Below are 25,962 nucleotides of genomic sequence, written 5' to 3' on the forward strand. Positions count from 1 at the left end.
CAGGCTGGATTTTAGTGACCTGCCCCGAGCTTCCCGCCGAGGCGTTCACGCATTGAACGGCTGGCGTCATTTAGGCCCTCCACCTCAACGTTCTTTCCATACCGTTCATACTTCGCGGTAATCGAGTCCAGTGCGGCGATCGTGGAGGCGTCCCAAAGGTGTGAGTTTCGCATGTCGATCACAATGTGATCGGGGTCTTCGATGTAGCTGAACTGGGTGTATAGATCGTTCGAGGATGCGAAGAACAGTTCGCCGCTGACTTCGTAGCGAGCGACTTGAACGCTATCCGATTCCTCGATGGTTCGTTTAACGGTGACCAGGTGTGCGACTCGTCGCGCAAACGCGATCATTGCGGCGATCACGCCGATGACCACGCCGATTGCGAGGTTATGCGTCCAGACCGTCAGAATGACGGTGACAAGCATCACAGCAGTTTCGCTCTTTGGCATCATCTTCAACGTGGAAAGCTTGATGCTGTGCCAGTCGAAGGTGGCGATTGAAACAAAGATCATTACCGCGACCAATGCGGCCATGGGGATCATCGCTACGATGTCGCCGAGTGAGACAGCGAGAATCAGAACGAATACGCCCGCAAGGAATGTCGAGATTCGGGTCCGAGCGCCAGACGCCTTGACGTTAATCATTGTTTGACCAACCATCGCGCAGCCACCCATTCCACCGAAGAAGCCGGTGATAATGTTTGCGGCCCCCTGAGCCCAAGACTCTCGGACCTTGTTCGATCTGGTGTCGGTGATGTCATCGACAAGCTTGGCCGTCATGAGCGACTCGAGCAAACCGACCAGGGCCATGCCCAGTGCGAAGGGTGCGATGACCTGAAGCGTCTCAAACGTGAAAGGCACATTCGGTATGAACAGCGAGGGCAGCGACTCGGGAAGGTCTCCCTTGTCGCCGACAGTAGGCACATTCAATGCGAATACCACTGCGATTAAGGTGACGAGCACAATAGACACAAGCGGAGCAGGAACAACCTTCGTGAGCAGTGGGAGCAGGTAGATAACTGCGAGGCCGAGGATGGTCAGCGGGTACACGAGCCAGGGCACACCAATGAGCTCTGGCAGTTGAGACATGAAGATGAGAATGCCGAGCGCGTTGACGAATCCAATCATGACTGACCGAGGGATGAAGCGCATGAGTTTGGCAACACCAATCAGCCCGAGAATGACTTGAAACACCCCGGCAAGAATAACGGCGGCAATGAAGTAATCCACGCCGTGGCTCTTTACCAGTGGCGCGATCACCAAGGCTGTTGCGGCGGTAGCCGCTGAGATCATTGCTGGTCTGCCACCGAGGAACGCGATGGACACTGCCATGGTGAATGACGCGAATAGGCCCAGACGCGGGTCGACACCGGCGATGAGCGAGAACGCAATGGCTTCTGGGATGAGGGCGAGGGCTACGACGAGCCCGGCTAGGACTTCTGTTTTGAGTAGACGTGGGGATTTGAGCGTGCGAAGAACGGATTGCCGCTGTTCGGGTGTCGGTCCCGAATCCGGGGCGGTATGAGTGCGAGTCGCCAAGAATGGCTCCTATTCGATGTGCAAGGCGGTGTTGTTCGCCTTTTGGTGATCAAGTAATGGGCTGGAAGCCGTGCGACAGCGCTGCGCGCCGAACTACCGACTCCAAGTAAACTGGGCTCAGCTTCGGCATGTTCTCGTCGATGTAGGCTGAGCGGAAGGTCTGAAACTCTAGGAGGCGATGGGAACACATTCCGGCGAGAGTCAGACACACGACACAACCCTACCGCAACGTGAGGGTTGCTGCGAATGTGAGGACGTGAACATGCTTGGTGACCGCTTGATCCACATTGGAGAGTTGGCTGAGCTGACAGGGCTTTCTCAGCGGACGATCCGTCATTACGACGAGATTGGGCTTGTGGTGCCGTCAGGTCGTAGTGATGGCGGGTACCGTCTGTATGCAGCCGAGGATCTGACTCGTTTGATGCTGATCCGGCGTATGAAACCCCTGGGCTACACACTGGAACAGATGGCAGAGCTGCTGGAAGTCATCGACGCACGGGCAGACGGTGCATCGAAGGATTCTGAAGACGCGATCGAGCGCTTCCGCGACGACGCACACGAGCGCCGTGCACGGCTGGCCGAGCAGCTTGCGCAGGCGGACGAGTTCATCGGCAAGCTGGCGGAGTACTAGACCTATTGCGGTCGCACCCCATCTGAGTGCGTCGGCGGGCGGACAACCACTGTGGCAATGATGACTATCACCGGGATCGCGCTCAACAGTGCCGCCGGTGTGGTGAACCCACCATCAAGTTCCACGCCAAGTGCGAGCACGTAGGGTCCCAATGCTGATGCTCCGAGGGAGAACGCCGTCGAGAGTCCACGGATCGCGCCGATATGCTTTACGCCATAGAACCGCGCAAAGGTGGCTGCTTCCATGCCCCGCAGGCAACCACCGGCAGCGCCGAGAACGAGCCCATAGAACACCGCGCTCCAACCTGGGGTCACCACCCCCACGAGGAGCAGTGCGGCAGACATGGCGGCCATAGCGGCGATCACGAAAATGCGTGGGTCGGCGCGATCGATGAGTGCGCCGACGACCAGCGTTGCGAGCAGGGTCGTAATGGTTTGCGGGAGGAAGTTTGCCGCGGCTTCTAGTGGGCTGAGTCCTCGCTCGCCGAGCAGTGCGATCTGATGAAATGCGAGGGCAGTCGTCAGCATTGATGACACCGCGACGGCGGCCGAGAGCACCCAGAACATTCCGGTGTGCCGGGCCTCAGCAAGCGTCCACCCCCGCCCTGGAGTCCAGTGTTTAGAAAGGCCTTTGCGTGATGGCGGTGTTTTGATGAAGAAGGCTGCGGGGATGACGATCGCCAGCACTGCGAGGGCTTCCCAGCGCCAGGCCCCCTGAATGCCCACAGCCGTGATGAGTCGCTCTAACCCGATCGGAGCAAGCGAGATGCCTGCTGAACCGAGCGCTGCCGACACCCCTAAGGCAAGCCCGCGGCGATGAGTGATGGCGCGTGAAATGGCAGTTGTTGCAGCCAAGCTGAGTGCACCTTGACCGGCCATGCGCACTCCGACGAAGCCGATAGTCAAACCAAGCATGTCGGAAATGAAGCTCAAGCCGAACAAAATTGCCGAGAACGCAACCGCGATCCCAATAATCACCCTTCGGATGTCCCATTGGTCTGATGCTTTACCGATGAGGGGCTGACACGCTGCGCCGAATAATGTGCCGATGAGGTAGCTCAGCGAGATCATTGTCCGGCTGGTGCTCAGTTCCTCAATAAGCGGGTCCGTGAATACCGACAGCCCCGCGGTCTGCCCGGGTACCGTCATGGTAGCGATCAATCCACCTGCGATGACTGTCGCTGCCCAGCGCCATCTCATGCCGTCGCGTCGCCGCTGTATAGGCCAACTCTGCTTGATCGTTCCCCCTTGGTGTGACGAGTGCGTAGCATGCTCGTCAACGCGAATAAGGCGCAGGGAAAGGCGACCCCAGGTCGCATCGATCCCGTGAACAGCAGCAGCTCTTACAACTTAACACTTACGTAAGGGTAAGGTTTATTGTGGGTCGAAGGGTGGCCGCCAAGTAGTTCGGGTACGGCAGCTCATGCCGACTGCTTGATGAACGCAAAGGAGGCGGAACCTGTGACATTACATCCGTACGCCACGGAGGATCACGTACTCATTCAGGATCTTATGATGACGAAAGTGGTGTTTTTGCTCGCCTCTGAGGCAGAACCTCAAGAGTGGCACCATGAGATTAACGAGATGCAGCGGACCTCAGGGGAAACCTGGGGGCGTCAGAATGCATCACTGTTCGATTACACCGTCGGACGCTTCATCGTCGCCGCATACCGCGACACGGGTCAATACACGCTAGCCGCCGAAAGCCCGACCGAGGTGTTGCCCAGCTACCTCATTAGCATCCAGAACGGGACGCACATGGATGCAATGGCATTGCGGGAGACGCTCAACGATTCTGGAGCAGAAAACGCCTCCAGCCTGCTGCCTTCCACTACCCAATTGCTCTCAATACTCCTGCCGCTCTCGAAGCAGGTCAGGCTCAAGAACGTCATCCTGGCGCTGCCACTCGAATACGAGCCCTCATCACACTCTTCATGAGGAATGCTTACCCTGTCGGAAACCGGGAACTCTTACGGCAGGTCTTCGGTCGCGAACGATGCATCGCTGGAGCGCTCTTGCCGAATGCTTGAAACATTCACGTTATGTTAGGGTTGGGTTATGACGACACCAGAAGGCGCGATCCTCCTCGGCTACGGCGGGTCGGACCACAGCAAAATTGCTCTGAACTGGGCCGACAACATCGCTGCCAAACTTTCTCGCCCCCTCCACGTGTTGGTTTCAGCACTGCATGTGCGTGGAGCAGCTGATGCGCCTCAGCACCTCCAGGCGGGTTACGTCACCGACGAGTTGAACCAGCTATTGGCCAACGCAAAGGCTGCACGGACTTCAGTCACGAATGTGCTCAACTCTCCGGGAGAAGCTATCGTGCGTGAAAACAAGGATGCATATCTCACTGTGCTCGGCGCGCGAACGCAGGGCCCGCTCCAGAGCATGGTCAACGGGTCTGTGAGCCAGCATGTCACCCGCCACGCCAGCGGACCGGTCGTGGTAGTTCGTGAACCGCACACCCCTCGCACAGGACTCATCGTGGTCGGGATAGATGGCTCCGAGCCGAGCAAACATGCGTTCGAGTTCGCCATGCGACATGCCCGAGATACCGATGGACGTGTGCTTGCGATGCACGTGCACCACAAGCATGACGGCGATACAGATGAAAAAGTCGAGCAGGTGCTCGGAGGAACCCAGCTCAATGGTGTCTCTGTGCAGATCGAACATGTTCAGGGAGAAGCTTCCGAGAAACTCGCTGAGGCAAGCCGCGAGGCCGACCTTCTCGTCACCGGCACCCGTGGGCGCAGCCCACTCAGCACGCTCATCCTCGGGTCAGTGACCCAAGCATTACTCCAGCATTCGCAGTGTCCCGTCGCTGTAGTTCGGTGACGCACTTCTTTCTTAGCTCAGGACACACACAACGCAAAACTTTACTGCGACCCCGTTGGCGAAATCGACTAGCAGACCGCTCCAGTTGCGTGCACGCAACGTGTTCGGGGTGAGCGATTGCAGTAAATTGCCGTGACTGGCGGAGTGCACTTTGTGCGCCTTGCTCAGTTACGCATGATTGCCGTTGCGCCTGGAAATCAACGACCCGACACGTCGCCGCCCACTCGTGGAATCGTGCTTTTAGGGCTCCGACAGATCGGTGAGTTCCGTCCGAAGCTACTCGGTGCTTGATGCTGGAATGGTCGCCATTCAGGTGTACCACGAACACATCCAGTCCTTCATCGTTCTCCTTCGCCCACTCGCGAAGGCAGTGCCCTGAAACCGCGCTTCGCAGCCTCGAACGATTCACTGTTAAGACCGCCCGTATGAGCTACCACGCGTCTTGCAGAAGAGGCGCGTCCCGTGATGCGCGCTGTGAATTTTGAAGCCACAGCAAGGCGGTTAGTAAGGCCTACCTGTCTCTCAGGAGGCAGTGGCGATGACAGTTTCGATACGCGTGATGAGTGCTGGCGACGGATACAAATATCTCCTGCGCACTGTCGCTACCGGTGATGGTGACCGGTCGCTTTCCACACCGTTGACCCGCTACTACGCCGAGCACGGATCGCCACCCGGGCGATGGATTGGGCAAGGCCTCACAGGGATCGGTGCCGGGCAACTTAGCATCAGTGACCAGGTATCGGAGGCGCAGCTTCAACTTCTTGTCGGGATGGGACGTGACCCCATCACGGGAGGCCCTCTTGGGCGGGCCTACCAGTCATTCGCGCCGGTAACGGAACGGATCGACGCACGAATAGCTGCGTTGGATGCTTCGTTGTCGCCTGCCGCCCGTGCGAAGCAGGTCGCACAGATCGAGGTCGAAGAAACCGAGCGCGGCACGCGCCGTGCGGTGGCGGGGTTTGACTACACGTTCTCGGTTCCGAAGTCCGCGTCGGTGTTGTGGGCAGTTGCGGACGCGGGGACGCAATCCTTGATCGCGCAGGCGCACCATGCAGCGATCGCGGAGGTAGTTGCGTTCATCGAGCGCGAGGTTGCGACCACGCGGGTGGGTGCAACCGGCCCGGATGGTGCCGCTGCTCAAGTCGATGTCACAGGGGTGATCGCCACTGCGTTTGATCACTACGATTCCCGTGCCAGTGATCCACATTTGCATACGCATGTGGTGATCTCGAACAAGGTCAAGACGGCACAGGACGGGAAATGGCGCTCGCTTGACGGTAGACCAATGCACGCGGCAGTGGTTGCGCTGTCGGAGCTGCATGAGGCGGTGTTTGCCGATCACATGACCCGCACGTTCGGTGTCGAGTGGGAATCGCGGGAGATGGGTCGTGACCGCAACCCAGCATGGGCAATCAGCGTCGTGCCCGAAGTATTGGTGTCGGAGTTCTCCACCCGATCTCGTCATATTGACGTGGAAAAGAACCGGCTCGTCGACGCCTATATCGAGAAGCACGGCAAGCAGCCGTCCACTGCGACAATCTTGAAACTCCGCGCGCAAGCAACCCTTGCAACTCGGCCCGCGAAGCGGGTGCGATCCCTGGCCGAACTCACCGACGATTGGCGCACTCGCGCAACCCGTCTGCTCGGCGAAGACGCAACCGGTTGGGCGCAACGTGTTGCTGCGAACCCGCCCGCAATGTTGTTTCGTGCCGACGATGTGCCTCTTGATGTCGTTGCCGAGATCGGGCAGAGCGTCGTGGATGTAGTGGGTGAGAAGCGGTCGACGTGGCGGCGCTGGAACCTGCACGCCGAAGCATCCCGGCAACTCATGGGGTGGCGCTTTGCCACGATGCTTGACCGTGAAGCGATCACCGGGCTAATCGTCGACGCCGCAGAGAACGCGTCGCTCCGTCTGACGCCGCCCGAGCTGGCTTCAAACCCGGTAGTGTTTCAACGAGCCGACGGGAGTAGTCGGTTTCGACCGAAGCACTCCACCGTTTATTCCTCCGAAACACTGCTTGAAGCCGAAGACCGGCTCCTGCAACGCTCCCGAGCTACTACTGCACCAACTGTTGCTCTTGCGACGGTTGAACAGATCACGCAACGCCCCGATGCTGATGGACGGATGCTGAGCGAGGATCAAGCGGCAGCACTCGCTACGATCGCGATCTCTGGACGAGGCATTGATGTGCTTGTGGGGGCAGCGGGTGCTGGGAAGACCACCGCCATGAATGCGCTCCGCCGAGCATGGGAACAAGAAAATGGCGCCGGTTCCGTGGTCGGGCTCGCACCGTCAGCGGTGGCCGCGCAGGTGCTCGCTGACGATCTTGGGATCGCTACGGAGAACACGGCGAAGTGGTGGCAGAACTACCTCGCCCACGGCACCACGTTCACTGCGGGTCAGCTGGTCATTATTGATGAAGCCTCCCTCGCGGGTACACACTCACTGGACCGCATCACGGCACTTGCTGAGAGGGAAGGGGCGAAGGTGCTGCTTGTGGGCGACTATGCGCAACTGCAATCCGTCGACGCAGGTGGCGCATTTTCGCTCCTGGTCGGTGACCGCGACGATTCGCCCGAGCTGGTCGATATCCACCGATTCACCAACGAGTGGGAAAAGACCGCTTCCCTTGATCTCCGGCACGGACGCACCGACATTATCGACACCTACACCCTCCACGACCGCGTCCACGGCGGTGAAGAAGACACCATGACAGATGCGGCTTATACGGCCTGGCGTGCAGACACGAACGCTGGCTTGGTGTCGGTGCTGATCGCGGAGACCAACGAGACCGTCACCGCATTGAACAACCGTGCCCGCGCCGACCTCATCCTCGACGGCACCCTCAAGGCGGATCGCGAAGTTCGTTTGACTGACGGTTCGCTGGCGGGGGTTGGGGACACGATCATCACACGTCGCAACGATCGGCGACTTCGTACCAAGGACACGTGGGTGCGAAACGGTGCGCGCTGGAAGATCACCCGAGTCCGCAATGATGGCTCCCTCACGGTTCGAGCAGCGGGACGACCATTCGGCAGCGCGATCGTGCTCCCCGCCGCCTATGCGGCGGAGCATGTCGATCTCGGTTACGCAGTCACCGCACACCGAGCACAAGGGGTCACGACCGACACCGCGCACACCGTCGTCACTGCAACGACGACGCGGGAGAACTTCTACGTTTCCATGAGTCGTGGCCGAAACAGCAACCATGCCTATGTCGCAGTCGATCAGCCCGATGACGCTCACAGTGAACCGCACCCCGGCGACAACACCGAAGCCACCGCTCGATCCGTGCTCTACGGAGTCATGCAGCACGTTGGCGCTGAACTCTCCGCACATGAAGCCATCACCGCCGAACAGCACCATTGGGGGTCGATCGCGCAGCTCGCGGCGGAGTACGAGACGATCGCGCAAGCAGCCCAGCTTGACCGGTGGGCTGCCCTTCTCCACGCGAGCGGCCTCACGCCTGAGCAGACAGAGAAGGTGCTCGCCTCTGACGCGTATGGTGCGCTGTCGGCCGAGTTGCGGCGGGCAGAAGCGAACCATCATGATGTTGACCGGCTCCTGCCACGCCTCGTACAAGCCCGCAGTGTTGAGGATGCCGACGACATCGCATCCGTGCTGCATGCTCGGCTCGCGAAGGCGTGCGCGCGCCCAGCAGGGTCAGGACGCGTCCGCAAACAGCCCCGACTGATCACAGGTCTCATCCCGCGCGCGGGCGGAACCATGAGCCCAGACATGCGACAGGCATTGAATGAACGACGCGACCTGATCGAGAAACGAGCAGATGCGGTACTCGATTCAGCTCTTACTGAAAACGCAGCGTGGGTCGAATCTCTTGGTCCAGTGCCCAAGGAACCGAAATTGGCGAGGGCGTGGATGCGGCAAGCACGAGTCGTCGCCGCGTACCGTGACCACTACCAGATCAGCGGACCGCACCCGCTGGGCCCCATACCGGAGCGCGTCGCCCAGAAGATCGACCACGCGCGCGCCCTAAGCGCGTTCCGAACGGTCACTCGCTACGGGTCCACTCTTTTCCAGGAAAGCACGAATGCTCATCAAACGACGCGAGGACTCAGCTTCTGAATGTTCCCGGCTGTCTCTGGCATCCTTAGATAGTGGACCGGAAGGAAGTGATTCAAGGATGACACAGAGTGAGCTTGCTGCCGATATAGCGAGACGTTTGGGTGTGAACGCACATCCGAGCGTCGCGCAAATCGCTGAAGCAGTCGCAGTTTTTGCTCCCTTCGGATGGGCGATGTGCGGTCGCTGGCATTACGAAGGAACGTTGCGCGTCTTAGGCAAGGTTGCGCAAAATGCCTCGCCGGTCGAACTCGATGAAGCGATCACGGAGGTCTGGAATACCGAGAACGTTACCTGGCTACGGCATGCGGCTGCACCGATTCGTCGCTGGTCGAACTCTCATTACCCTTTCAAGCAGGTGTTGTGGGATCGCGTCTCTCTAATCGAGAAAGCGATCGAACACCACATAGCGGGCGCATACGAGGCGTCTATCCCGATTATTTTGGCTCAAATCGATGGAATGAGCCGCGATCTTACAGGACAGTCCTTCTTCTCAAAGGCCAGCAATGATCCCTATCTCGACGATGAGACTGTGGCCGGGATCGAGACGAATTTGCCTGTGGTTCGTCGCGTGTTCTCGGAAGACGTGAAGGAATCCGGCGACTACGGGAAAGTATCACGACACGGAATATTGCATGGGCGCGACCTAGGGTATGCAACACGAGTGAATTCAACCAAGACGATTGTTCTTGTCGCAGCACTCGCGGAGTATTTCCCTCGTATCGCAGACGACAGTGGAGCCCGGCTACGCCGATTACACGAGAACTCTGTCGCAGGCTCAAGCGAGCTAGATGATCAGGGACGGCTGATCGATGACCGACACGTCCCCGAAGTCCTCAACTTTGCTTTCGACTTCGACATCGCATACGCGAACACCGTGCTGCTTCGTACCGGGCGTTTTGACGCTATCTTTCGGCGGACCGAGATCGCACACAAACATAGTCTTGATTCTGAAGCCATCACGGTGGAGCAAGATCATAGCGGCGTCTGGTGGCACTACACGATCCCTGCAGGCCAGACACTCGGCTACGCAGCCCGCCCCACCACCAACCCAGAACGTCGCCATCCTGATGTTTGGCGATGGGATACCACTATTGCTCCGACCGCCCCGCCCTGGGAGGATCATGACGGCTGGCGTTCTGATGACGATTTCCCGCAGTCACCCAATTGGGAGCCGAAGCTCGTCATCTAACACTGATCCTCCAGCCCACTATCGGCTTCCGCCTGCCAGTGCTTCGTCGTATCATTAAGAACGAGGCGGATTCTCCTCACTAACGCGCCATTCGTGGCAGGCCTTACGGGGTAACTCTTCAACGCACCGTCTTACCAGTCAGATCCGTGCGATGGAGAGGAAAAACATGATCCACCTACTATGGGTCGGCAGCGCCCGTGCCCGCTACGTCTTTCGTCGGTATATGCCGACAAATATCCTGCTAGATGCGATTCGCACAAGGCGCGGCCTCAAATGGGGCATCCCCGCCATGCTGCTCGCTGTTCCATACGGGCTAGCAGCCGCCATCCTCGCCCAGATCATTGAGAACGGCGGCCCCGGCTGGCTCAATACCCTCGTCCTGCTCAGCATCTGGAACCTGCTCAAGGTGCTATGGATCGGGCCGGTTAGCCTCGTCCTGCTTGTGCAAGTTCATGCCCACGAGTTCAGAACCCGGCGAGCAAACCACCACTGTGCGCCGAGCACTCTCGGGTCGAGTCTTTATTAGCCAGTTGAGGGTGGAGTGCGGTTTCCAGGGATGTCAAACATGATGACGTGACGGTCCCCAGCACCGCCTTTGCCATCAATCGTGGTGTGTACAACATTGCTAGCTAGATCGTCCAAGTTAGTTGCACCGGAGGCGGGGGTGCGTAGGACGACGAGGAATCCGATCTTGACATCGGTGTTCCCATATGCCGCGATCTGCCGGATATACTTCGGTTTCTCTTTAAGTGCGACATGTGTGGTATCAACCTTGAGCTCGGCAACCAATGTAAAGCCCTCGAACGAGAACTGAATGTCGGTGCGTCCTCCGGCGACGCTTTGAACCTCAGACTTTGCGCGCTGACGGAAGTGGTTAGACCAAAGCCAGCTGAGTAGGTGACTATGCAGTTTGGATTCAGGAACTGCTGCATCGAACAGCCACCGTTCGTCAGACTTCTGAACGTTAGTCATCGAAGCAACGTACAACGTGAGAGCCCTCACAATACGGGTAACGGCCTCAGCTACATCACCCTTGAAATCGTCGCTGCCCTGCAGTTTGGTGACGATATCAGTGACAACCGAATCGACAGTTAGGTCGGGTTCTGTGCGGGAGATGTGGTGGTAGGTCGCAACCTTGGTCGCAACCGAGGCCAGATCCTCTGTCGTAAGGATGCCTGCCATTTTTTTGGCAAGTTCAGGAGTGCCATTGAACAGATCAGCAAGCAGCGGCGGGATGACTGCCTGCTCGTCGCCTTTTCCCGGCGGCTCGCTGGCAAGAAGTCGTTCGCGGGCTGCTTGGAGTAGGACCCGTACGCCTTCAAGTCGACGTTTCGCATCTGAGTCATCAGGAGCAGAGCCTGTTTGTTGATTTAGCGCCTCGGCGTGGTCGTTCAAGTGCAGCATCAAAGTCGCACGTTGGACAAACCCACCTTCGATAGCAGGACGGAGGACCTCGCGGATGAGTCCGATACCGTCCTGGTGGACGGTGACATCGTATGAATGTGAAGCATCGTAGATAGCTGCTATTCGGTCAACAACCGTAGCGACCTCGTAGAACACGTCGCGATTCATCTGGTCACCCAGCCACGAAAGCTCCTCGGCGAGACGAACCCAGCTGGCGACAACAACTCGCTTGCGGTTCCCCATCCAATGACCGAGGCCGGACGAAGTGACAGTAAACCTCTCAGCGTCGCGTTGAAGAACCGTCAGCGTATCTGTGTCGAACGCTAGCGATTGCACCGAAGGGACTTCTCCCATTGCCGCGGCCGCCATCAGTTGTTCGAGGTAGCCAAGCACACGGTTGAGGATAGTGGCGTCTTCGCGGACCTCCTCAATCCCTTCCAGCCGTCCACGTGCTGCACTGAAGTGTCCGAGGGCAACAACTGCTGTGCTCGACCGGAGCGCCCGCAAGACCTCGATGTTCGCAGCTGTCCACTCGACATCATCAACGACAATGCTGTCGACCTCAGCAACGACCTCTATCACTGCAACCAGGTCATCAACTCCGTCCCAGTGGTCGTAGGCAGCGGCGATGCTTCGCAGAACGGCTCGTGCATAACGGGCAGGCTGAGGACTTTTGATGTCGCTGAGTAGAGCTAGAACCTTGAACCGCGAGCCGTACCCGTCGAGAGCAAGACGTGTTAATACTTCGAGAGCCTCGCCAGCACGAACCACATCTCCAAACTTGTCGCAATTGTTGTGGCTGTCCGGAGGGCCGGCGAGCGAGAGACAAACTTCCGCAAGCCTGCGGCCTGCGACGCCGAGGAATATCGGCGAGCTGCACATGATCTCCACGACTGACGCGAATGTCATCGGATCGCTGGTCTTGGCGACGACGTCCACGAGGTTGTGAGTCGTTGCGATGCAAACAGGGTTTGTAGGGTCTAGATCGCGGCACACGATGTTGGTGACTATATGTAGCATCGGGTCGTCAGTGAGCGCAGTGACTGCTTCAGCGAAGGCATCCCAGCCGCCAACATCCGCAACGATAGAGGTCGGCGGCTCTTGACCGGTTAGGGACGAACGTAGAAGCCCCATGGTGTCCTGGATGCCCATGTTCATCGACTCATCGCGTCTCAGTAATCGACGATGATGGTCCGCGGCCAAAGCGTAATGGACAGTCACCAGACATAGCCGTCACCATCAGCGGCCCGCACGCTCTCATCACTCAGAACCTTCTTGAGTAGGGCTGTGTGGGCAGTCGCTACGAATAGTTGTACGCCCGCCTCAACGGCAACGTCCTTTAAAGCCCCCAGCATCTCAGACAAGTCAGACTCGCCGATCTCCTCTGAGGCGGGAGAGTCAATGAACAAGAGTCCCGGATGGCGTCCGACGCCCTCGCGCTTGCCGACACGCATCAGCGCGATGGCGGTTGCGATCTTCAAACGGATACGCTCACCACCGCTTATGGACGCGTACCCCTCGTCTACCCCTCCAGTCCACACAGTCATGTTTGCGTTTCCCTTGAGAGAAACCCGCTCCAAGTTGCCGATACCGAACTGATGCGCCAGCTGGGCGATTTCCTCAGAAATTAATCCCAAGATGGGGTCCTGATCCGTTTTCAGCCACTTGTCAACAATGGACTTGGCTGTCTTCAGGACAGTGCCGGTCAATTCGTCTTCACGGTCTTGCTCGTCATCGCGAGGCGGAAGTATCAGGGACTCTAGGGCACCCTGTGCGCGTGCCAGTTCAATCTCAGCTTGTTGGCGCTCCTTCGCCGCAGCCAGCCCCTCCTCGGCATCAGTCGCCGAAGTAGCGGTAGCCCGCTCATCAGTCTCTGCGACGACCAAGTCTGCCTCGATCGCCTCGACGGATTGGCTAGCGGCGTCGGCAACTTGCTCAAGCGCAACGAGTACATCAACAACGTCTGAGTCATCGTCATCATCATCGTTTAGGTGTGCCGCCTTTGTGGCGGCGTGGCGAAGACGTGCACGCTCGTCGCTAGAGACATCAGTCGAAACCAAGACTTGCTCGTCGAACGCGGCAAGGTCAAGCCCAGCGTGGCATAGCGAGCACTCATGCTCAGCGTGTTCAGCTTCGCGATGCTCATCGGTCACTTTGGATGAACATCGAGGACATTCTGTCGGATGCATACTATTGAAGAACTTGCGTGCCAACTTGTCTTCTGTCGCCGCTTGTCTGCGAGCAAGCTCAGCCCGCACACTAGCGCGCGCATCATCGAGAGCACCACGAGCGGTCATAAGCTGCAATCGCAGAGTGTGAGCTGCTCGTGCCGAGTCATTGGCATGGCTCAACAATGCAAAAACACTTGCGACATCGGGGCCGCTCGTCGGCAAAGCATCCAATGTTGACTGTGCTCGTTCAACCCGAGTCTCAGCGTCTGCGCGCTGTGTCTCAGCGAATTCACTCCCGGCCATGTCCTTTTCCGCCGCCAGTTTGCTCTCATATTCATACCGGCCCAGCGCAGCATTAACCTGCCCTACCGTCGGTGCCCACGACGTACCTGCGAACATCTGCAAGAGCCTGGTTGACAAGCTCTGGACGTTGCCGATCAGCGGGTCAAGCTGGTCGGCGAAAAAGTTGAGCGCCCCCGCATATGAAGGCCAGGCATGGGGTTGCATCTTGTCCTTCGCCCACACGCTCAGGTCTTCGAGTCGTAAACGCTCAAGCATGAACGAGTTCATCAGGGCCTCGAAAGCGTCCGCACTCGTGAAAGAACCGAGCTGGATGTCTTCGCCCCTTCCTGATGGCAAACATTGCACTAAATTGCCGTTGGGTGTGCCGTTAATCGTATTGAACCGGACCGCAAACATCGTCCCATCGATCGTGAATTCAACAGTCACCCTGCTGATCCACAGCTCGACATCGGCTCGCAACGGAGAACGTCCCACAAGTGCCCAGGAAATTACTTTCAGCACTGAAGATTTTCCACGAAGATTTTTCTCGCTGCCGACACCATTGACACCAGCTGCTGGACTCCAGTCGAACTTGAACGGGACACTAACCCGAGGTTGATCCCCACTGTCGTCAGACGGCGAAACAGCATCCCCACCGTCATTCATTACAAGTGACTTCTCGCCGGAGAACGCCACGCGAGTGATGTGCAGTTGCACGGGTACACCCGAGTTCGACCGATCGACGATGCCTGAATCAGCCAAGATCTGCTCGACGCAACTGAGTTCGAGGCCATCCCATGTCTTTGCGAGCTTTGCGTGGACCTCCGCACCGAGCAGTGTCATCTACTCACTCCTCTTTCCTGAATTTGTGTAGCCAATCGTTCTCGAACCATTGGTGCGATTGACGCGATCTGCAGCCCCAACTGCGTCTCTGCATACTCCGCCTGCTGATACTGTCGCTCTTTAAGGCGGCCACCCTTATCTGAGCCGGCTACTAAATTGACAAGCTCGGCTTGCCTCACGTACCAGGACAGAACAGGGTCTTTGGCCAGTTCGGCAGCCGCGATGACACCTGCTGGTTTCAGAAAAAACTCATTACGGTACCGAAGCGGAGGATTGCCTTTACGACGTACTTCGGCAAGCCCGTACGACTGCAGAATTGAGAACGCGTCATCGAGTGCCTCGTAGGCACCTCGTAGCCACTTTGGCATCGGATACCAGTGCAGGTTCGGCTCCGATCCGTCAAGCAGATCTTGAGCTAATGGCAAGTAACTGGCTGCATCTAACTCACCGATCGCAACCTTGTCGAGGAGTTGATCAGCCAGATAATCAGGGTTCCTCAGCCAGAAGTCGAGAGCCTGTAAACGCAGTTCACTTCGGATAACTTGAACAAAGCCGTCTGGGTCTGCGTCGGCCACCGGGTCCCCACACGTTTTGAGTAGAACCAAGACACGCACGGCGTGCTGGACCTTCGTAGCTTCAGGCCGGTGGGACTCAGCAACCGTCAATGGTGGCCGGTCAGTCATTGGACAGCGCCCCTCTCTAGAGCCTCGTAGCCGGGGGCTACCAACACAACCAGTATAGAGAAGGAACGATCCAGGAGCGGGACGTTAGCATGCGTGGTGGGTCAAGCAAAGTATTCGGGCCCGAGATCAGGCGACAACACGGCGACGGCCCCGAGGCCGGATTGTTCCACCGCGAGCGACCACAGCTGCCCGGACTCCCTCATCACTAATTCCGAGATACTCGCCGACCTGGGCAAGAGTGAGGCCGTCTTTATAGAGGCGGGCGGCTTCGGCCCGCTTGTCGTCCGACAACTCCGGTTTCCGACTCGCATGGCCAGCTCGCCGAGCAATCTCTCGCACCGTTGCGCGATGGACGTTGAACCTTCTTGCCAGTTCTTGGACCGGCACCCCCTCGGCGTATCCGGCGAGCAGATCTTTCCGATTCGAGGCACTCAAACGGGTTTGAGACTGGCTCGAACTTTTACGCATTGGACCACGGGAATCGGCCACGGGACGGGTTCCGGAACGGGACCGTCGTATCGTAGATCCATTGATTACACGCGAAATCAACGTTCTTCGCGGCTTGTTAGGGTTTGAGAAGTACCTATGGAGGCCCACTTCGAGCAACCTAAATGGTGTAGTTCAAACCTTTTGTCAAGTTGCGATGGTTTGTAAATGGTCCCCTGACACCCGAGCAGGGCTGCTGCGAGGTTCGCTCACTTGTCTGAGCTCTCTGGGATAATTCTCATATGGCTCAGAAAAAAGAAGTCAAAGCGTGTGAAAAAAGCGCCAACAGCGTCGCTCAAACCCCGACGCATCTCTGGCAACTTTTGATGCGCCAATCGAGAAGGACACGTCTGCGCGCCTCATAGATGAGTGGAGCGGTACGAGAAGCGGCGGCTGGGCTAGTAGGGGCTTCGACTTTCAGCATACAGTTGCGGCCTGGCTTGCCGCACGGCTAATTGCGGGCGATCTGCATGCTCATGCACTCGTTCCGGAAGGGCTGGAGGACGTAAGTATCGAGTCAGAGACTTCTCGTCATGTTCAAGTCAAATCGAGAGCTGAACATCTCGGCGCGTTTCCTGTGGGAATTGCAAGCAATCACATCGTGGACGCCTGGATTCGACACCGCGATCGAGACATTAAATCAGACACCCTCACGGTCGTGTTGGAGCGGGGTGTCAAGGGTGAAACTTCACTCGGAGAGTTCGATACTCCACTCGATAAATCGCTTGACCAAGACTCGACGCTACGGGCAAGAATCACGACCGTAATGGAAAAGCGAGGTCTGAGCGAAACTGACCTACAGGAACTACTGGATCAAACGTCCGTTTACGGGGTCTCCTGGGTATCCATAGATGAGAGCAACAGATTTTTGCTTGGAAAGGCTTTCGAAAAGTTGAGCCCGGCGGCCCTCAACTATCTCGGACGTGAGCTTCGGGTGGTCGTCGCTGAGACTGCAAATCTGAACGCGCAAGCCGTCAACTATGCGGACAGGTATTTGCTTGATCGCAGCGGGTTAGCTCAGCGTTGCCAGCACTTCATTGAGCAAGTTGATCTCGATGCGCTCGAAGCGGCTATTACCCTTGGTATCTGTTCACCGTTGGTCCTCAGCGAGGCGCTCCACGATGATCACTTCTACGAGGGTGTTGCGACGCAACCAGGGCACGTCTCCGCAGGATTGGTTGTGCCTCGGGCAGACCTGATTGGTGAGGCTGTAACAGGAATACAGGAGACATCATCCGTTATCTTGACCGGACCATCTGGTGTGGGGAAGAGCGCTCTTCTCTGGTCGGTTCCGCATGCTCTTCCCGGGGTCTTGTGGTTCCGTGTGAATCGGTTATCTCCTGCTGACGTCGCAGAGGTGTTACGACTCTGCCGATCTCATAGGGTTTCTGATAGTAGTCCGATTGGCCTCCTCATCGATGACGCTGGTAAGGGGCAGTTCAGTGGATGGTCACAGCTCCGCGAAGAAGCAGCCGCGACACCTGGGCTCTTCATCATCTCGACCGCCCGGCACGAAGATCTCCTGTCACTCGGTGATTTGTCGGGGAACACTACCATCACTGTGTCCTTGGATGAATCTGGTGCGGAGGCGATCTTCAGTGGCCTCCGTGACCGAAATGCTACCGATTCTCCACACTGGAGAGAGGCATTCGAACAAGCTGAAGGGCTCACTCTTGAGTTCACCCACTTGCTCACTCGCGGAGAGCGCCTCAGCGCTGTGATCGGTGATCAAGTGCGTCGCCGTGTCTCCGAGCGACGGACTATCGAACTAGAACTGTTGAGTCTTTCTGCAACGGCCGATCGATGGTCCGCCACCCTGCCAGTTGACAAGGCGGCGGAAGCCTGCGGTGTATCGCAGTTTGAACTCAAAGAACCGCTTGCGCGCTTGGCGGAGGAACATCTTCTAGTCGAACGCAACGGAACAATCTCTGGAGTGCACCAACTGCGATCAGCTGCTATCTCAAACGTTATCCATGACCTACCGCCGCCCACCCTTGACCACACGATCAGTCGGTTGCTCTCCGCGCTCGCACCCGATCAGATCCGGCGATTCATCCCTAACGTCCTCCGAGATGAGCCTCAGATAGGCCAGCTGATCCACCACGTAGCGGAACGTGAATATAACGATGCTGTCAAGCTGACGGCGTATCTTCGGGGGCTTCGTATTTTCGACTTCTATGAGCGGGCAGTCAACTGGGTAGACATTGCTGAACGACATGGAATCCCGCCTGCAAATCAGCCTGTTGCTCAACTGTGCGCGATCACAGGCACAGTCCTTCCGGACTTCTTTCCGGAGGAGTTCAACCAAGCTGTTTCAGACATGGTGGCTGCGCCCGAGTCTTCGCGTGGATCAGCGCTGATCCACGCGATCGGTAGTCAGCGACTCGCCGAGGTACTTGTCAGAGCGGACGACGTCGATCTAGCGAACGAATTGTTGTTCGAGTTCCAGGGAAGCGAGATCGATGTTGTAACCGAATTCCGTTCTGCGCTCACACCTTCCAGCCCACTTATCGAGGCGATGCAACGAGCTTCGATAACGCAAATCGCAAACATACTAGCTACTGCGAACTCGCTCGACTCGAAACTTGCCCAGACACTCGTTGAGTCGTGCGACGGAGAGCCCGCAATAATCGCGAAAGTCAGAAGTGCCGACCCCTGGATTATCGATCTCCGGATTGATGGATCTGGCGACGAGGCGGTCGCCTTTGCTCGTGTTCTTCACATCTCCGATGCAGTCCACGGCGATCCTCACGACCGAGTCATTGCGCTAGGACGCCTTCTTCTGCGCTGCTTTCCCAGAACCACGCATGTTGATGTGAAACTGGTGCTCCCGGGAGGACACGATTACCAGATCGGAGAGCATCAACTTGGTGCCACTAATCTCCGTCGCGAGTATGACCACTCTGAACTAAAGGTGACCTGGAACCAGGAACGCATGCAAGTAACCAAGGCTGTCCTTGGGGCTACCGATACAGAACGTCTGGCTGCCGCGCTTCCTCTGCTTGAAGCTGCATCTCGACTCACGCGCGTAGTGGGAAATGCATTCACAGCGGCAGATGTCCGATACGTGGACACCAATCAGCTTGCGGATGAGATAAATACACTCGGCGATGGAGCCAACCAGATTGGACCGAGCCTCAACGGACGTTCTCGGACTCTCGATATCAAAGGGGAACAAGAGTCTGGGTCAATGCTCGCAGATCCACTCTCGGGCATAGTTACTGACCTTACGAGTAACGTGTTCCCGCGGCTCACGAACCTAGATAACCCTGCGGCGCTCGCAGCGCACCTCAGTGATCAGGTGATTGCGAAATCGCTCTATCGGGCGCAACAAGAACCTTGGCACCTGCTCGGCTATGACAAGTTTCCCGACAGTCTTGCGGCACTAGAAACTGACCTACAACGTCTCCTCGCTGTCGTTGCAGAACTTGCCGCGGACTCATCCGCGAACCAAGCGTTCGTGCGCGCGGCACGTGCTGGACGACACGAGGGCGCGCTTGGCAGAGCTGCCGATGCAGCCCGGACCCGCGCACGACGACGATTGCAAGCTAGGAAGTCTGAACTGGAGCAGGTTGGTAAGACTATCGGGTGGCGATTCCGAGCCTACATGTCCAAGGATGACCACTATCAACTTGTCCCCGAGCGGTTGATCACTCTCGACGTTCCATCGCTTATCGATTGGAGTCAAGCCGTCGAAGGGATTGGCGCAGCTCTCCAGGCATCGGGGCTACCCGGAGAGAAGTTCCTCCTCGTTCCGCTCCGTAACGGGAGACCTGTCGAATCACTCGCGATGACTTTGAACTCAACGCTCCTGCCTGCTGGGACATTGGGGGCATGGACTACTCCACTGGCGCAACCGCATAAGACTCCATTGACAATGGCGCTCGATGAGACGGTCGCTTCGGTGCAAATCGCGTCAGGGGTCCTGGTGCTTTCTGACTCACAGCGAACACACGGCGCTGTCGCGAAGGTGGCGGAAGATGCCAGGCAGGGATTCGTTCGATCAAAGAGATTCATTGATCAGATGCCATCGGACTCGATAATCGCGCAGGTATCTTTGTTTCTTGAAGATTTAGAGTCGCAATTACAGAGCGAGGAGGTCGGTGAATCTGTCGGCGGAGGCATCGCGAGTCAGTTTATGCAGATGGTGACACAAGGTCATCAAACTGAGATGACGATTTCTATGTCTATAGCGCGACTTATGGCGTTGGAATGGGACATTGATAGAGATGCAGCTCCACAAATCTTCGATTTGAGCTAGTTACTTCGCCTTTGTCAAGAAAAGGGAAGTGTGGGGACTAGCGCCAGTTTATTGGTGCAACACAAGAGATTGCACTTGGACATTCGCTAATGCGAGACAAATTTAAAGAGCTTGGTTCACAGGTTGATTGGATGGCGTCCTTTTGGGCGGATAGTTCCACCGTTAGCCACGACAGCAGAACGAACAGCCTCATCACTGATCCCTAACTGGCCAGCCACTTGGACGAGTGTAAGGCCTTCGGCATAGAGACGCGCAGCCTCGGATCTCAATTCTTCCGAATGCTCCGGATCGCGTCCGGGATGGCCCGCTCGACGGGCGATTGCCCGCACCGTGGAGCGATGTATCTTGAACTTCGCTGCCAGCTCCTGCAGTGGCACACCGTTGGCGTATCCAACGAGCAGTTCTTCACGATTCGAGGCACTCAAACGGGTTTGAGACTGACTCGAATTTTCTCGGACCGGACCACGAGAATCTGTCGTTCGACGGGTTCCAGTACGTGCTTGCCTCGACCTTGTTCCCTTGATAACACGGGAAATCAACGTTCTGCGCTGATTGCTGGGGTTTGAGAAGTACCTACGAAGGCCCACCACCTGAACAGAACGGGAGCCACGGACACTGTCCACGGCTCCCGTTTCTCGTTCTCCCGGGGGCCAAGCCATGTGGCCCCGGTCTCACTCCTTGCACGCTCCGACCGGGCAGCCCCGCCATCCAGCGCTACCCCCTCCCCGAGCCACCTCGTGACCCCGCCCTACCCCATCCCTGAGCCACCTCCCACTTCACGGCGGTGCAGCATCTCTGGGGTCGACAACCCTGCAGTATCTCTGGGATCGACAATAGTTACTGCAGCATCTTCGGTGTACGCAGTACACACTGCAGATCTCAGATGTACCGCGGATGCAGGCTTCACGGCGCCCACACACGGACCAGCTGGGTTCCGGGTACGCTCGGAGCATGGCTACCTCCTCCGACGTGAACGCGATGGTGATCGTCTTGAATGGTGGATCCAGCGCGGGTAAGTCCTCGATAGCACGCGCACTCCAGGAGCTGCTCCCAGACACCTGGCTCGCATTCGGTGTCGACTCCTTCATCGAAGCACTTCCGGGGCGGGGTGACAGCTCCCGCTCCGGAATCGCCGTTGCGGGCGACGGTGAGATCACATTGACATCCGAGTTCCGGAGTCTTGAGCGTGCCTGGTACGCCGGGCTTCGCGCAATGGTTGATGCCGGGGCGCCGCTCATCCTCGACGAGGTTTTTCTCGACGGGAAGCCCGCGCAGGAACGGCTGCGATCGCAGCTTGGAGCCGCCTCGATTCTCTGGGTAGGGGTGCACTGCGCGCCAGACATCGCAATGGCACGCGAAGCCCGGCGGGGCGACCGCGTAGCTGGCATGGCGCAACAGCAAGCGCTGAAGGTCCACAGCGGTGTCACCTACGACGTTGAGGTAGACACCGGTGCCAACACGGCTGAGGAGTGCGCGCGCGAGATCCTGCGACACAGTGCGGTCGGTGCTGCGCGAGCCAGCTGAACATACGGAATCTGCAGTTCTCATCGCGCACGACCGGCTGTTCCGCGGGTCTTCTGCAGATCCCGGAGATAATCCCGGCGCACGGGCGGACGGGCGGGCGCAGCCTGGCTCGGCAATCGCCTCCGCGCCCACCGCTGCTGCACCCCGCACCCAACGCGCAAGCACCTCCGCACCCACCGCGCCAGCAGCTCCCAGGACAGCCTCCCGCGCCCTCCGGTGTGGCGTCCGGTGAGTCACTGCGCAAAGATTGTGCCTTGCATCGCCCTTGCGAGCGGCTCGAAGTCTCATGCCAGTTGCACAGCTTGGGAGCGGCTTCCCCTGCAACGCGCCGCGACACCCCGACGGAGGTGATTTCGTGTGATCAACTGAGCACACCACCCCCGAATCTGAAGGCGTCACCGACGGGAGCAACTCAGCCGGCGGCAGCCCGCAGCCCCGGCGTGCAGCCACGCAGTCGGCAGCCTGCAGCCTGCAGCCTGCGGCACAAGATAGGAAATCTGCGTTCTTAAGGACGCGATCCGGGGTATTCGGCCTCGTTCGTGCGATTTCAAGAGATACCGCCGCCGGCCGCGCAGTGCGCGAGCGAGAAACTCAGGCACCCGGGCATTGAAACCCCGCACCACCCGGGGGTAGAGTCTCTGGCATGAGCGCACGGACCACTTCTCCAGCAGTCCGGCTCCGCGAGCCCGCACGGGCCGCTTGTATCCAGCCGGTAGCGCGGCTCCTGTGAGCACGGAATGAACGAGCCTGAGCGCGCGCCGCAGGGCCGGGGCAGGCTCCCCGCCGAGGGCAATCTTGTCGCCGCGGGCATCATGGCTGGCGGCGGCGTTGTGCTGCTCGTCGCGCGACTCCTGCTGGGCGAAGCGACAGCCCTCGGCGTCTCCTCCGCGCTACTCACTATCGCCTTGGGCGTTGCACTCGGGTGGCCGGCCATTCGACGCATGCGGCGTTCGCGAAAGCGTGAGGCGCAGGCCAGGCGCGCCCCAAAGGATGAGGGCTAGCCAGTCGCCCGATCCGGCTTCATCATCGCCAGTAGCGCCTCTCTTATCGCCGCACGAGTGCCCCCGCGTATGAAGTTCTGACTTCACCTGGGCGCGTCCCTGTGCAAAGATAGTCCCTTGCATAGCTCAATAGAACGGCTTTAGCTCTCATACCAGTTGCACAGCATGGGACTAGCCATCCCTTGCGACGCGACGCGACACCCACGACGGAGATGATCCAGTGAGCTCACCAGAGCACACCACCCCAGAATCCGACGGCGCAAGTCACGCCAGCGAACCCGAGGCGGCGCTCTCTGCGGAGCCCCTACCGAATACGGCATCACTCCTGCTCGAACCAGGGGAACTAGATCTGCCTGAGACCGTGCACCTCCACGAGGCCGTACAAATCTCGGACGACGACAGCGACGAGCGGATCACCGCGAAGCTCCGCACCCACGGCGTGCGGATCGGCCGCGGCATGATCTCGCCCCGCGTCTTCTGGCCTGCACTCATCATCATCCTCACCCTCGTTGGCTACGCTGTTGCCGCGCCAGATTCTGCCGAGCAAACGTTCAGCAGCGTGCAGGGGTGGATCGTCGAGAACCTCGGCTGGTACTACATGCTCGTCGTTGCTGCGTTCATCGGCGTCGCCGCGTTCATCGGCTTCTCGCGGCTCGGCCGCATCCGGCTCGGCCTCGACGACGACACCCCCGAGTTCGGGCTCCTCTCCTGGTTCTCGATGCTCTTCGCGGCAGGCATGGGCATCGGCCTCGTGTTCTACGGCGTTGGTGAGCCGCTCACCTACGCGACCGTCGACCCGAAGCCAGGCTGGGAAGGCGACCAGAGTGAGATCGCCGGGCTCGCGATGGCACAGACCTTCGTGCACTGGGGCATTCATCCCTGGGCGATCTACGCGATCATCGGCCTCTCGATCGCGTACGCGATCCACCGCCGCGGTCGCCCCGTCTCGATCCGCTGGGCGCTCGAGCCGCTCTTCGGTGAGCGCGTGAAGGGCTGGACGGGCGACATCATCGACGTGCTCGCGATCCTCGGCACCGTCTTCGGCGTCGCAACCTCGCTTGGCCTCGGCGTGCAGCAGATCTCGGCTGGCATGGTCGAGATCGGGATCGTCGATCGCGCAGACAACACGCTCCTCGTGATCCTCATCATCGCCGTGACGCTCATCGCGATGCTCTCGGTCGTGAGTGGCATCGGCGCCGGCATGAAGTGGCTCTCGAACATCAACCTGTCGCTCGCTGGCGCGCTGCTCATCAGCATGCTGCTGCTCGGGCCGACACTGTTCCTGCTCCAGAACTTCACCGAGTCACTCGGCTTCTACCTCGCCAACTTCATGGGGATGACGTTCGACGTCGGTGCGTTCCAGCGGGGCGAGGCCGACAGCTGGTTCTCGAACTGGACGATCTTCTACTGGGGATGGTGGATCTCGTGGTCGCCGTTCGTCGGCATCTTCATCGCCCGAATCTCACGCGGCCGCACGATTCGCGAGTTCATCGCTGGCGTCATGCTCGTGCCGACCCTCGTCGGCATGGTCTGGTTCTCCGTGCTCGGTGGGAGCGGGCTCTTCAGGCAGCTGTTCGGCGCCGGCGATCTCGTCGAGGACGGGGCGGTGAACATCGACAGCGTGCTCTTCAAAATCCTTGGGGATCTCCCCTTCGGCACGATCTTCTCGGTCGTTGGCATCATCCTCGTCGCGATCTTCTTCATCACGTCCTCCGACTCCGGCTCGCTCGTTGTCGACATGCTCGCATCCGGCGGCCACCCGAACCCGCCAACCTGGTCACGCGTCCTCTGGGCCGTCATCACAGGTCTCGTCGCAATCGCGCTGCTCCTCGCCGGCGGACTGCAATCGCTGCAGGCCGCGGCGCTCGCCACCGCGCTGCCGTTCAGCGTGATCCTGCTCCTCATGGCCGTCGCGATCCTCAAGGCGCTCCGGATCGACGACAAGGTGCTCGAACGTGCCGAGCGCAACCAGCGCCTCGAGCGCCTCACGGAACACATGACGAGCCAGTGGTCCGAGTCGCTCGCAGATAATGCGGAAATGGAAAGCTACGTGAACGACCGCATCGACTACCGTCTGTCTCGCACACGCGGCGTCTTCGCCGGGCGCGCGGCAGGCAAGCCGGGCGAGCGCGGCGCTACGAAGCCGCAGCACAAGAAGTAGCGCCGCGGCGCTGCCAGATTCCCCGCCAACGACAGCGGCCCGGTACGAGCATTACGCTCGTACCGGGCCGCTGTCTTGCTGAACGACCAGTCTTGCTCAACGATCAGTCTTGCTCAACGATCAGTCGTACTGAAAAACCCGTCGTGCTGAAAGATCAGTCGTGCTTACCGGAACGCGCTAGGCGATTGCCGCGATCGCGTCGCGGTAGGCTCCGAAGTCGCGCGCCTCGCCCGGGGCGGTCTCGAACGATGCGAGCACCTGACGGCCCTCACCGATGACGAGCGTCGCGCGTGTCGCGATGCCAGCCTCCTCGACGAACACGCCGTATTCCTTCGCAACTGCGCCGTGCGGCCAGAAGTCAGAGAGGATCGAGAACTCGTAGCCCTCTGCGGCAGCCCACGCCTTGAGCGACCACACGGAATCCACGGAGATTCCGAGCAGGCGAACCTTGCTGTCCTCAAAGATCTGGATGTTGTCGCGCAGCTCACACAGCTCACCGGTGCAGATACCCGAGAACGCGAGCGGGAAGAACACGAGCGCAACCGGGCCCTCTGCGACCAGCTCACTCAGCGTGAGCTCCTCGCCGTGCTGATCGGAAAGCGTGAAATCTGGTGCAACCGCACCCACCTCTAGAACCATGTCATCAACCTTTCGGGCGTTCTCACGCCGCTTTGCGAATCGCTACGCCCCAAGAATAGCCGTGAATTCAGCTGAATATTGTTTGAGAATGACACAGACACCGCCCGGATTCGTCGTTCGGTGGTGGATGTTCGCTAGTCTGGGAGATGCCCGCTAACCTGCGGGGAGTTTTATGAGTTGCGTGCTCAACGGGGCTGAACCCACATGCCCGTGGTTTTGCGCGTG

The 25,962-nt window shown here is 58.8% G+C and carries 17 protein-coding genes; 10 read left to right on the forward strand and 7 right to left on the reverse strand.

Annotated features, from left to right (window positions below):
- Positions 1-11: 11 nt before the first annotated feature.
- The gene (locus SD72_RS05770; protein WP_042543487.1) at positions 12-1,538 is read right to left on the reverse strand and encodes a SulP family inorganic anion transporter; all 1,527 of its coding nucleotides are present in this window, start codon (positions 1,536-1,538) and stop codon (positions 12-14) included.
- A 262-nt stretch (positions 1,539-1,800) separates the two neighbouring features.
- Between SD72_RS05770 and SD72_RS05775 the strand changes: the two genes are divergently transcribed.
- Entirely contained in the window at positions 1,801-2,169 is a 369-nt protein-coding gene (locus tag SD72_RS05775) for a MerR family transcriptional regulator (RefSeq protein WP_042543559.1), read from the forward strand.
- Positions 2,170-2,171: 2 nt separating this feature from the next.
- Here the strand turns inward: SD72_RS05775 and SD72_RS05780 are convergent, their stop codons facing one another.
- Complete coding sequence (locus SD72_RS05780; protein WP_052492497.1) at positions 2,172-3,317, reverse strand: MFS transporter; 1,146 nt, start codon at positions 3,315-3,317, stop codon at positions 2,172-2,174.
- A gap of 366 nt (positions 3,318-3,683) precedes the next feature.
- Here SD72_RS05780 and SD72_RS05785 point away from each other — a divergent pair, with 366 nt between their 5' ends.
- The 5 genes from SD72_RS05785 (at position 3,684) to SD72_RS05805 (ending at position 10,808) form a co-directional block, all read left to right on the forward strand.
- Positions 3,684-4,106: a hypothetical protein gene (locus tag SD72_RS05785; protein ID WP_157000475.1), complete on the forward strand. Its 423-nt coding sequence runs from the start codon at positions 3,684-3,686 to the stop codon at positions 4,104-4,106.
- Between the two features lie 120 nt (positions 4,107-4,226).
- Entirely contained in the window at positions 4,227-5,006 is a 780-nt protein-coding gene (locus SD72_RS05790) for a universal stress protein (RefSeq protein ID WP_042543490.1), read from the forward strand.
- Between the two features lie 538 nt (positions 5,007-5,544).
- Positions 5,545-9,093 carry a MobF family relaxase gene (mobF, locus tag SD72_RS05795; protein WP_084766803.1) on the forward strand — a complete coding sequence of 1,183 codons (3,549 nt, stop codon included), beginning with the start codon at positions 5,545-5,547 and terminating at the stop codon, positions 9,091-9,093.
- Positions 9,094-9,151: 58 nt separating this feature from the next.
- Positions 9,152-10,282, forward strand: a complete 1,131-nt coding sequence (locus SD72_RS05800) for a hypothetical protein (protein WP_157000476.1) — start codon at positions 9,152-9,154, stop codon at positions 10,280-10,282.
- Positions 10,283-10,448: 166 nt separating this feature from the next.
- On the forward strand, positions 10,449-10,808 hold the full coding sequence (locus SD72_RS05805) for a hypothetical protein (protein WP_042543492.1): 360 nt from the start codon (positions 10,449-10,451) through the stop codon (positions 10,806-10,808).
- Here the strand turns inward: SD72_RS05805 and SD72_RS05810 are convergent.
- The 4 genes from SD72_RS05810 to SD72_RS18175 all read right to left on the reverse strand — a co-directional run bounded on the left by SD72_RS05810 (position 10,805) and on the right by SD72_RS18175 (position 16,133).
- Positions 10,805-12,844 (reverse strand): hypothetical protein, encoded by a 2,040-nt coding sequence (locus SD72_RS05810; protein ID WP_042543493.1) that lies wholly within the window; start codon positions 12,842-12,844, stop codon positions 10,805-10,807. The two genes, SD72_RS05805 and SD72_RS05810, sit on opposite strands and share 4 nt — an antisense overlap.
- Positions 12,845-12,903: 59 nt before the next feature.
- Positions 12,904-14,982 (reverse strand): hypothetical protein, encoded by a 2,079-nt coding sequence (locus SD72_RS05815; protein ID WP_042543494.1) that lies wholly within the window; start codon positions 14,980-14,982, stop codon positions 12,904-12,906.
- On the reverse strand, positions 14,979-15,557 hold the full coding sequence (locus SD72_RS05820; protein WP_157000477.1) for a hypothetical protein: 579 nt from the start codon (positions 15,555-15,557) through the stop codon (positions 14,979-14,981). The genes SD72_RS05815 and SD72_RS05820 overlap by 4 nt, the downstream gene beginning before the upstream one ends.
- A gap of 234 nt (positions 15,558-15,791) precedes the next feature.
- Positions 15,792-16,133, reverse strand: a complete 342-nt coding sequence (locus SD72_RS18175) for a helix-turn-helix domain-containing protein (protein ID WP_232299654.1) — start codon at positions 16,131-16,133, stop codon at positions 15,792-15,794.
- 619 nt (positions 16,134-16,752) lie between these two features.
- Between SD72_RS18175 and SD72_RS05825 the strand changes: the two genes are divergently transcribed.
- From SD72_RS05825 to SD72_RS05840, 4 genes are all read left to right on the forward strand, one after another.
- Positions 16,753-20,412, forward strand: coding sequence for a hypothetical protein (locus SD72_RS05825; protein WP_157000478.1), 3,660 nt, complete (start codon positions 16,753-16,755; stop codon positions 20,410-20,412).
- Positions 20,413-21,363: 951 nt separating this feature from the next.
- Positions 21,364-21,936, forward strand: coding sequence for a chloramphenicol phosphotransferase CPT family protein (locus tag SD72_RS05830; protein WP_232299655.1), 573 nt, complete (start codon positions 21,364-21,366; stop codon positions 21,934-21,936).
- Between the two features lie 737 nt (positions 21,937-22,673).
- Positions 22,674-22,937: a hypothetical protein gene (locus SD72_RS05835; protein ID WP_042543496.1), complete on the forward strand. Its 264-nt coding sequence runs from the start codon at positions 22,674-22,676 to the stop codon at positions 22,935-22,937.
- Between the two features lie 220 nt (positions 22,938-23,157).
- Positions 23,158-25,098 (forward strand): BCCT family transporter, encoded by a 1,941-nt coding sequence (locus tag SD72_RS05840; protein WP_084766805.1) that lies wholly within the window; start codon positions 23,158-23,160, stop codon positions 25,096-25,098.
- A gap of 177 nt (positions 25,099-25,275) precedes the next feature.
- Here the strand turns inward: SD72_RS05840 and SD72_RS05845 are convergent, their stop codons facing one another.
- A complete protein-coding gene (locus SD72_RS05845) occupies positions 25,276-25,737 on the reverse strand; it encodes a peroxiredoxin (RefSeq protein ID WP_042543497.1) in 462 nt (153 codons plus the stop codon).
- Between the last annotated feature and the right edge of the window lie 225 nt (positions 25,738-25,962).

The organism is Leucobacter komagatae (assembly GCF_000834055.1).
Lineage (GTDB): Bacteria > Actinomycetota > Actinomycetes > Actinomycetales > Microbacteriaceae > Leucobacter > Leucobacter komagatae_A.

Excerpts from the sequence above, each read along its gene's own strand:
- SD72_RS05790 (WP_042543490.1), top strand. The coding sequence starts at position 4,227 with ATGACGACACCAGAAGGCGCGATCCTCCTCGGCTACGGCGGGTCGGAC.
- SD72_RS05845 (WP_042543497.1), bottom strand. The coding sequence starts at position 25,737 with ATGGTTCTAGAGGTGGGTGCGGTTGCACCAGATTTCACGCTTTCCGAT.
- SD72_RS05785 (WP_157000475.1), top strand. The coding sequence starts at position 3,684 with ATGACGAAAGTGGTGTTTTTGCTCGCCTCTGAGGCAGAACCTCAAGAG.
- mobF (WP_084766803.1), top strand. The coding sequence starts at position 5,545 with ATGACAGTTTCGATACGCGTGATGAGTGCTGGCGACGGATACAAATAT.
- SD72_RS18175 (WP_232299654.1), bottom strand. The coding sequence starts at position 16,133 with ATGCGTAAAAGTTCGAGCCAGTCTCAAACCCGTTTGAGTGCCTCGAAT.
- SD72_RS05815 (WP_042543494.1), bottom strand. The coding sequence starts at position 14,982 with ATGACACTGCTCGGTGCGGAGGTCCACGCAAAGCTCGCAAAGACATGG.
- SD72_RS05835 (WP_042543496.1), top strand. The coding sequence starts at position 22,674 with ATGAACGAGCCTGAGCGCGCGCCGCAGGGCCGGGGCAGGCTCCCCGCC.
- SD72_RS05775 (WP_042543559.1), top strand. The coding sequence starts at position 1,801 with ATGCTTGGTGACCGCTTGATCCACATTGGAGAGTTGGCTGAGCTGACA.
- SD72_RS05800 (WP_157000476.1), top strand. The coding sequence starts at position 9,152 with ATGACACAGAGTGAGCTTGCTGCCGATATAGCGAGACGTTTGGGTGTG.
- SD72_RS05780 (WP_052492497.1), bottom strand. The coding sequence starts at position 3,317 with ATGACGGTACCCGGGCAGACCGCGGGGCTGTCGGTATTCACGGACCCG.
- SD72_RS05830 (WP_232299655.1), top strand. The coding sequence starts at position 21,364 with ATGGCTACCTCCTCCGACGTGAACGCGATGGTGATCGTCTTGAATGGT.
- SD72_RS05805 (WP_042543492.1), top strand. The coding sequence starts at position 10,449 with ATGATCCACCTACTATGGGTCGGCAGCGCCCGTGCCCGCTACGTCTTT.
- SD72_RS05810 (WP_042543493.1), bottom strand. The coding sequence starts at position 12,844 with ATGAACATGGGCATCCAGGACACCATGGGGCTTCTACGTTCGTCCCTA.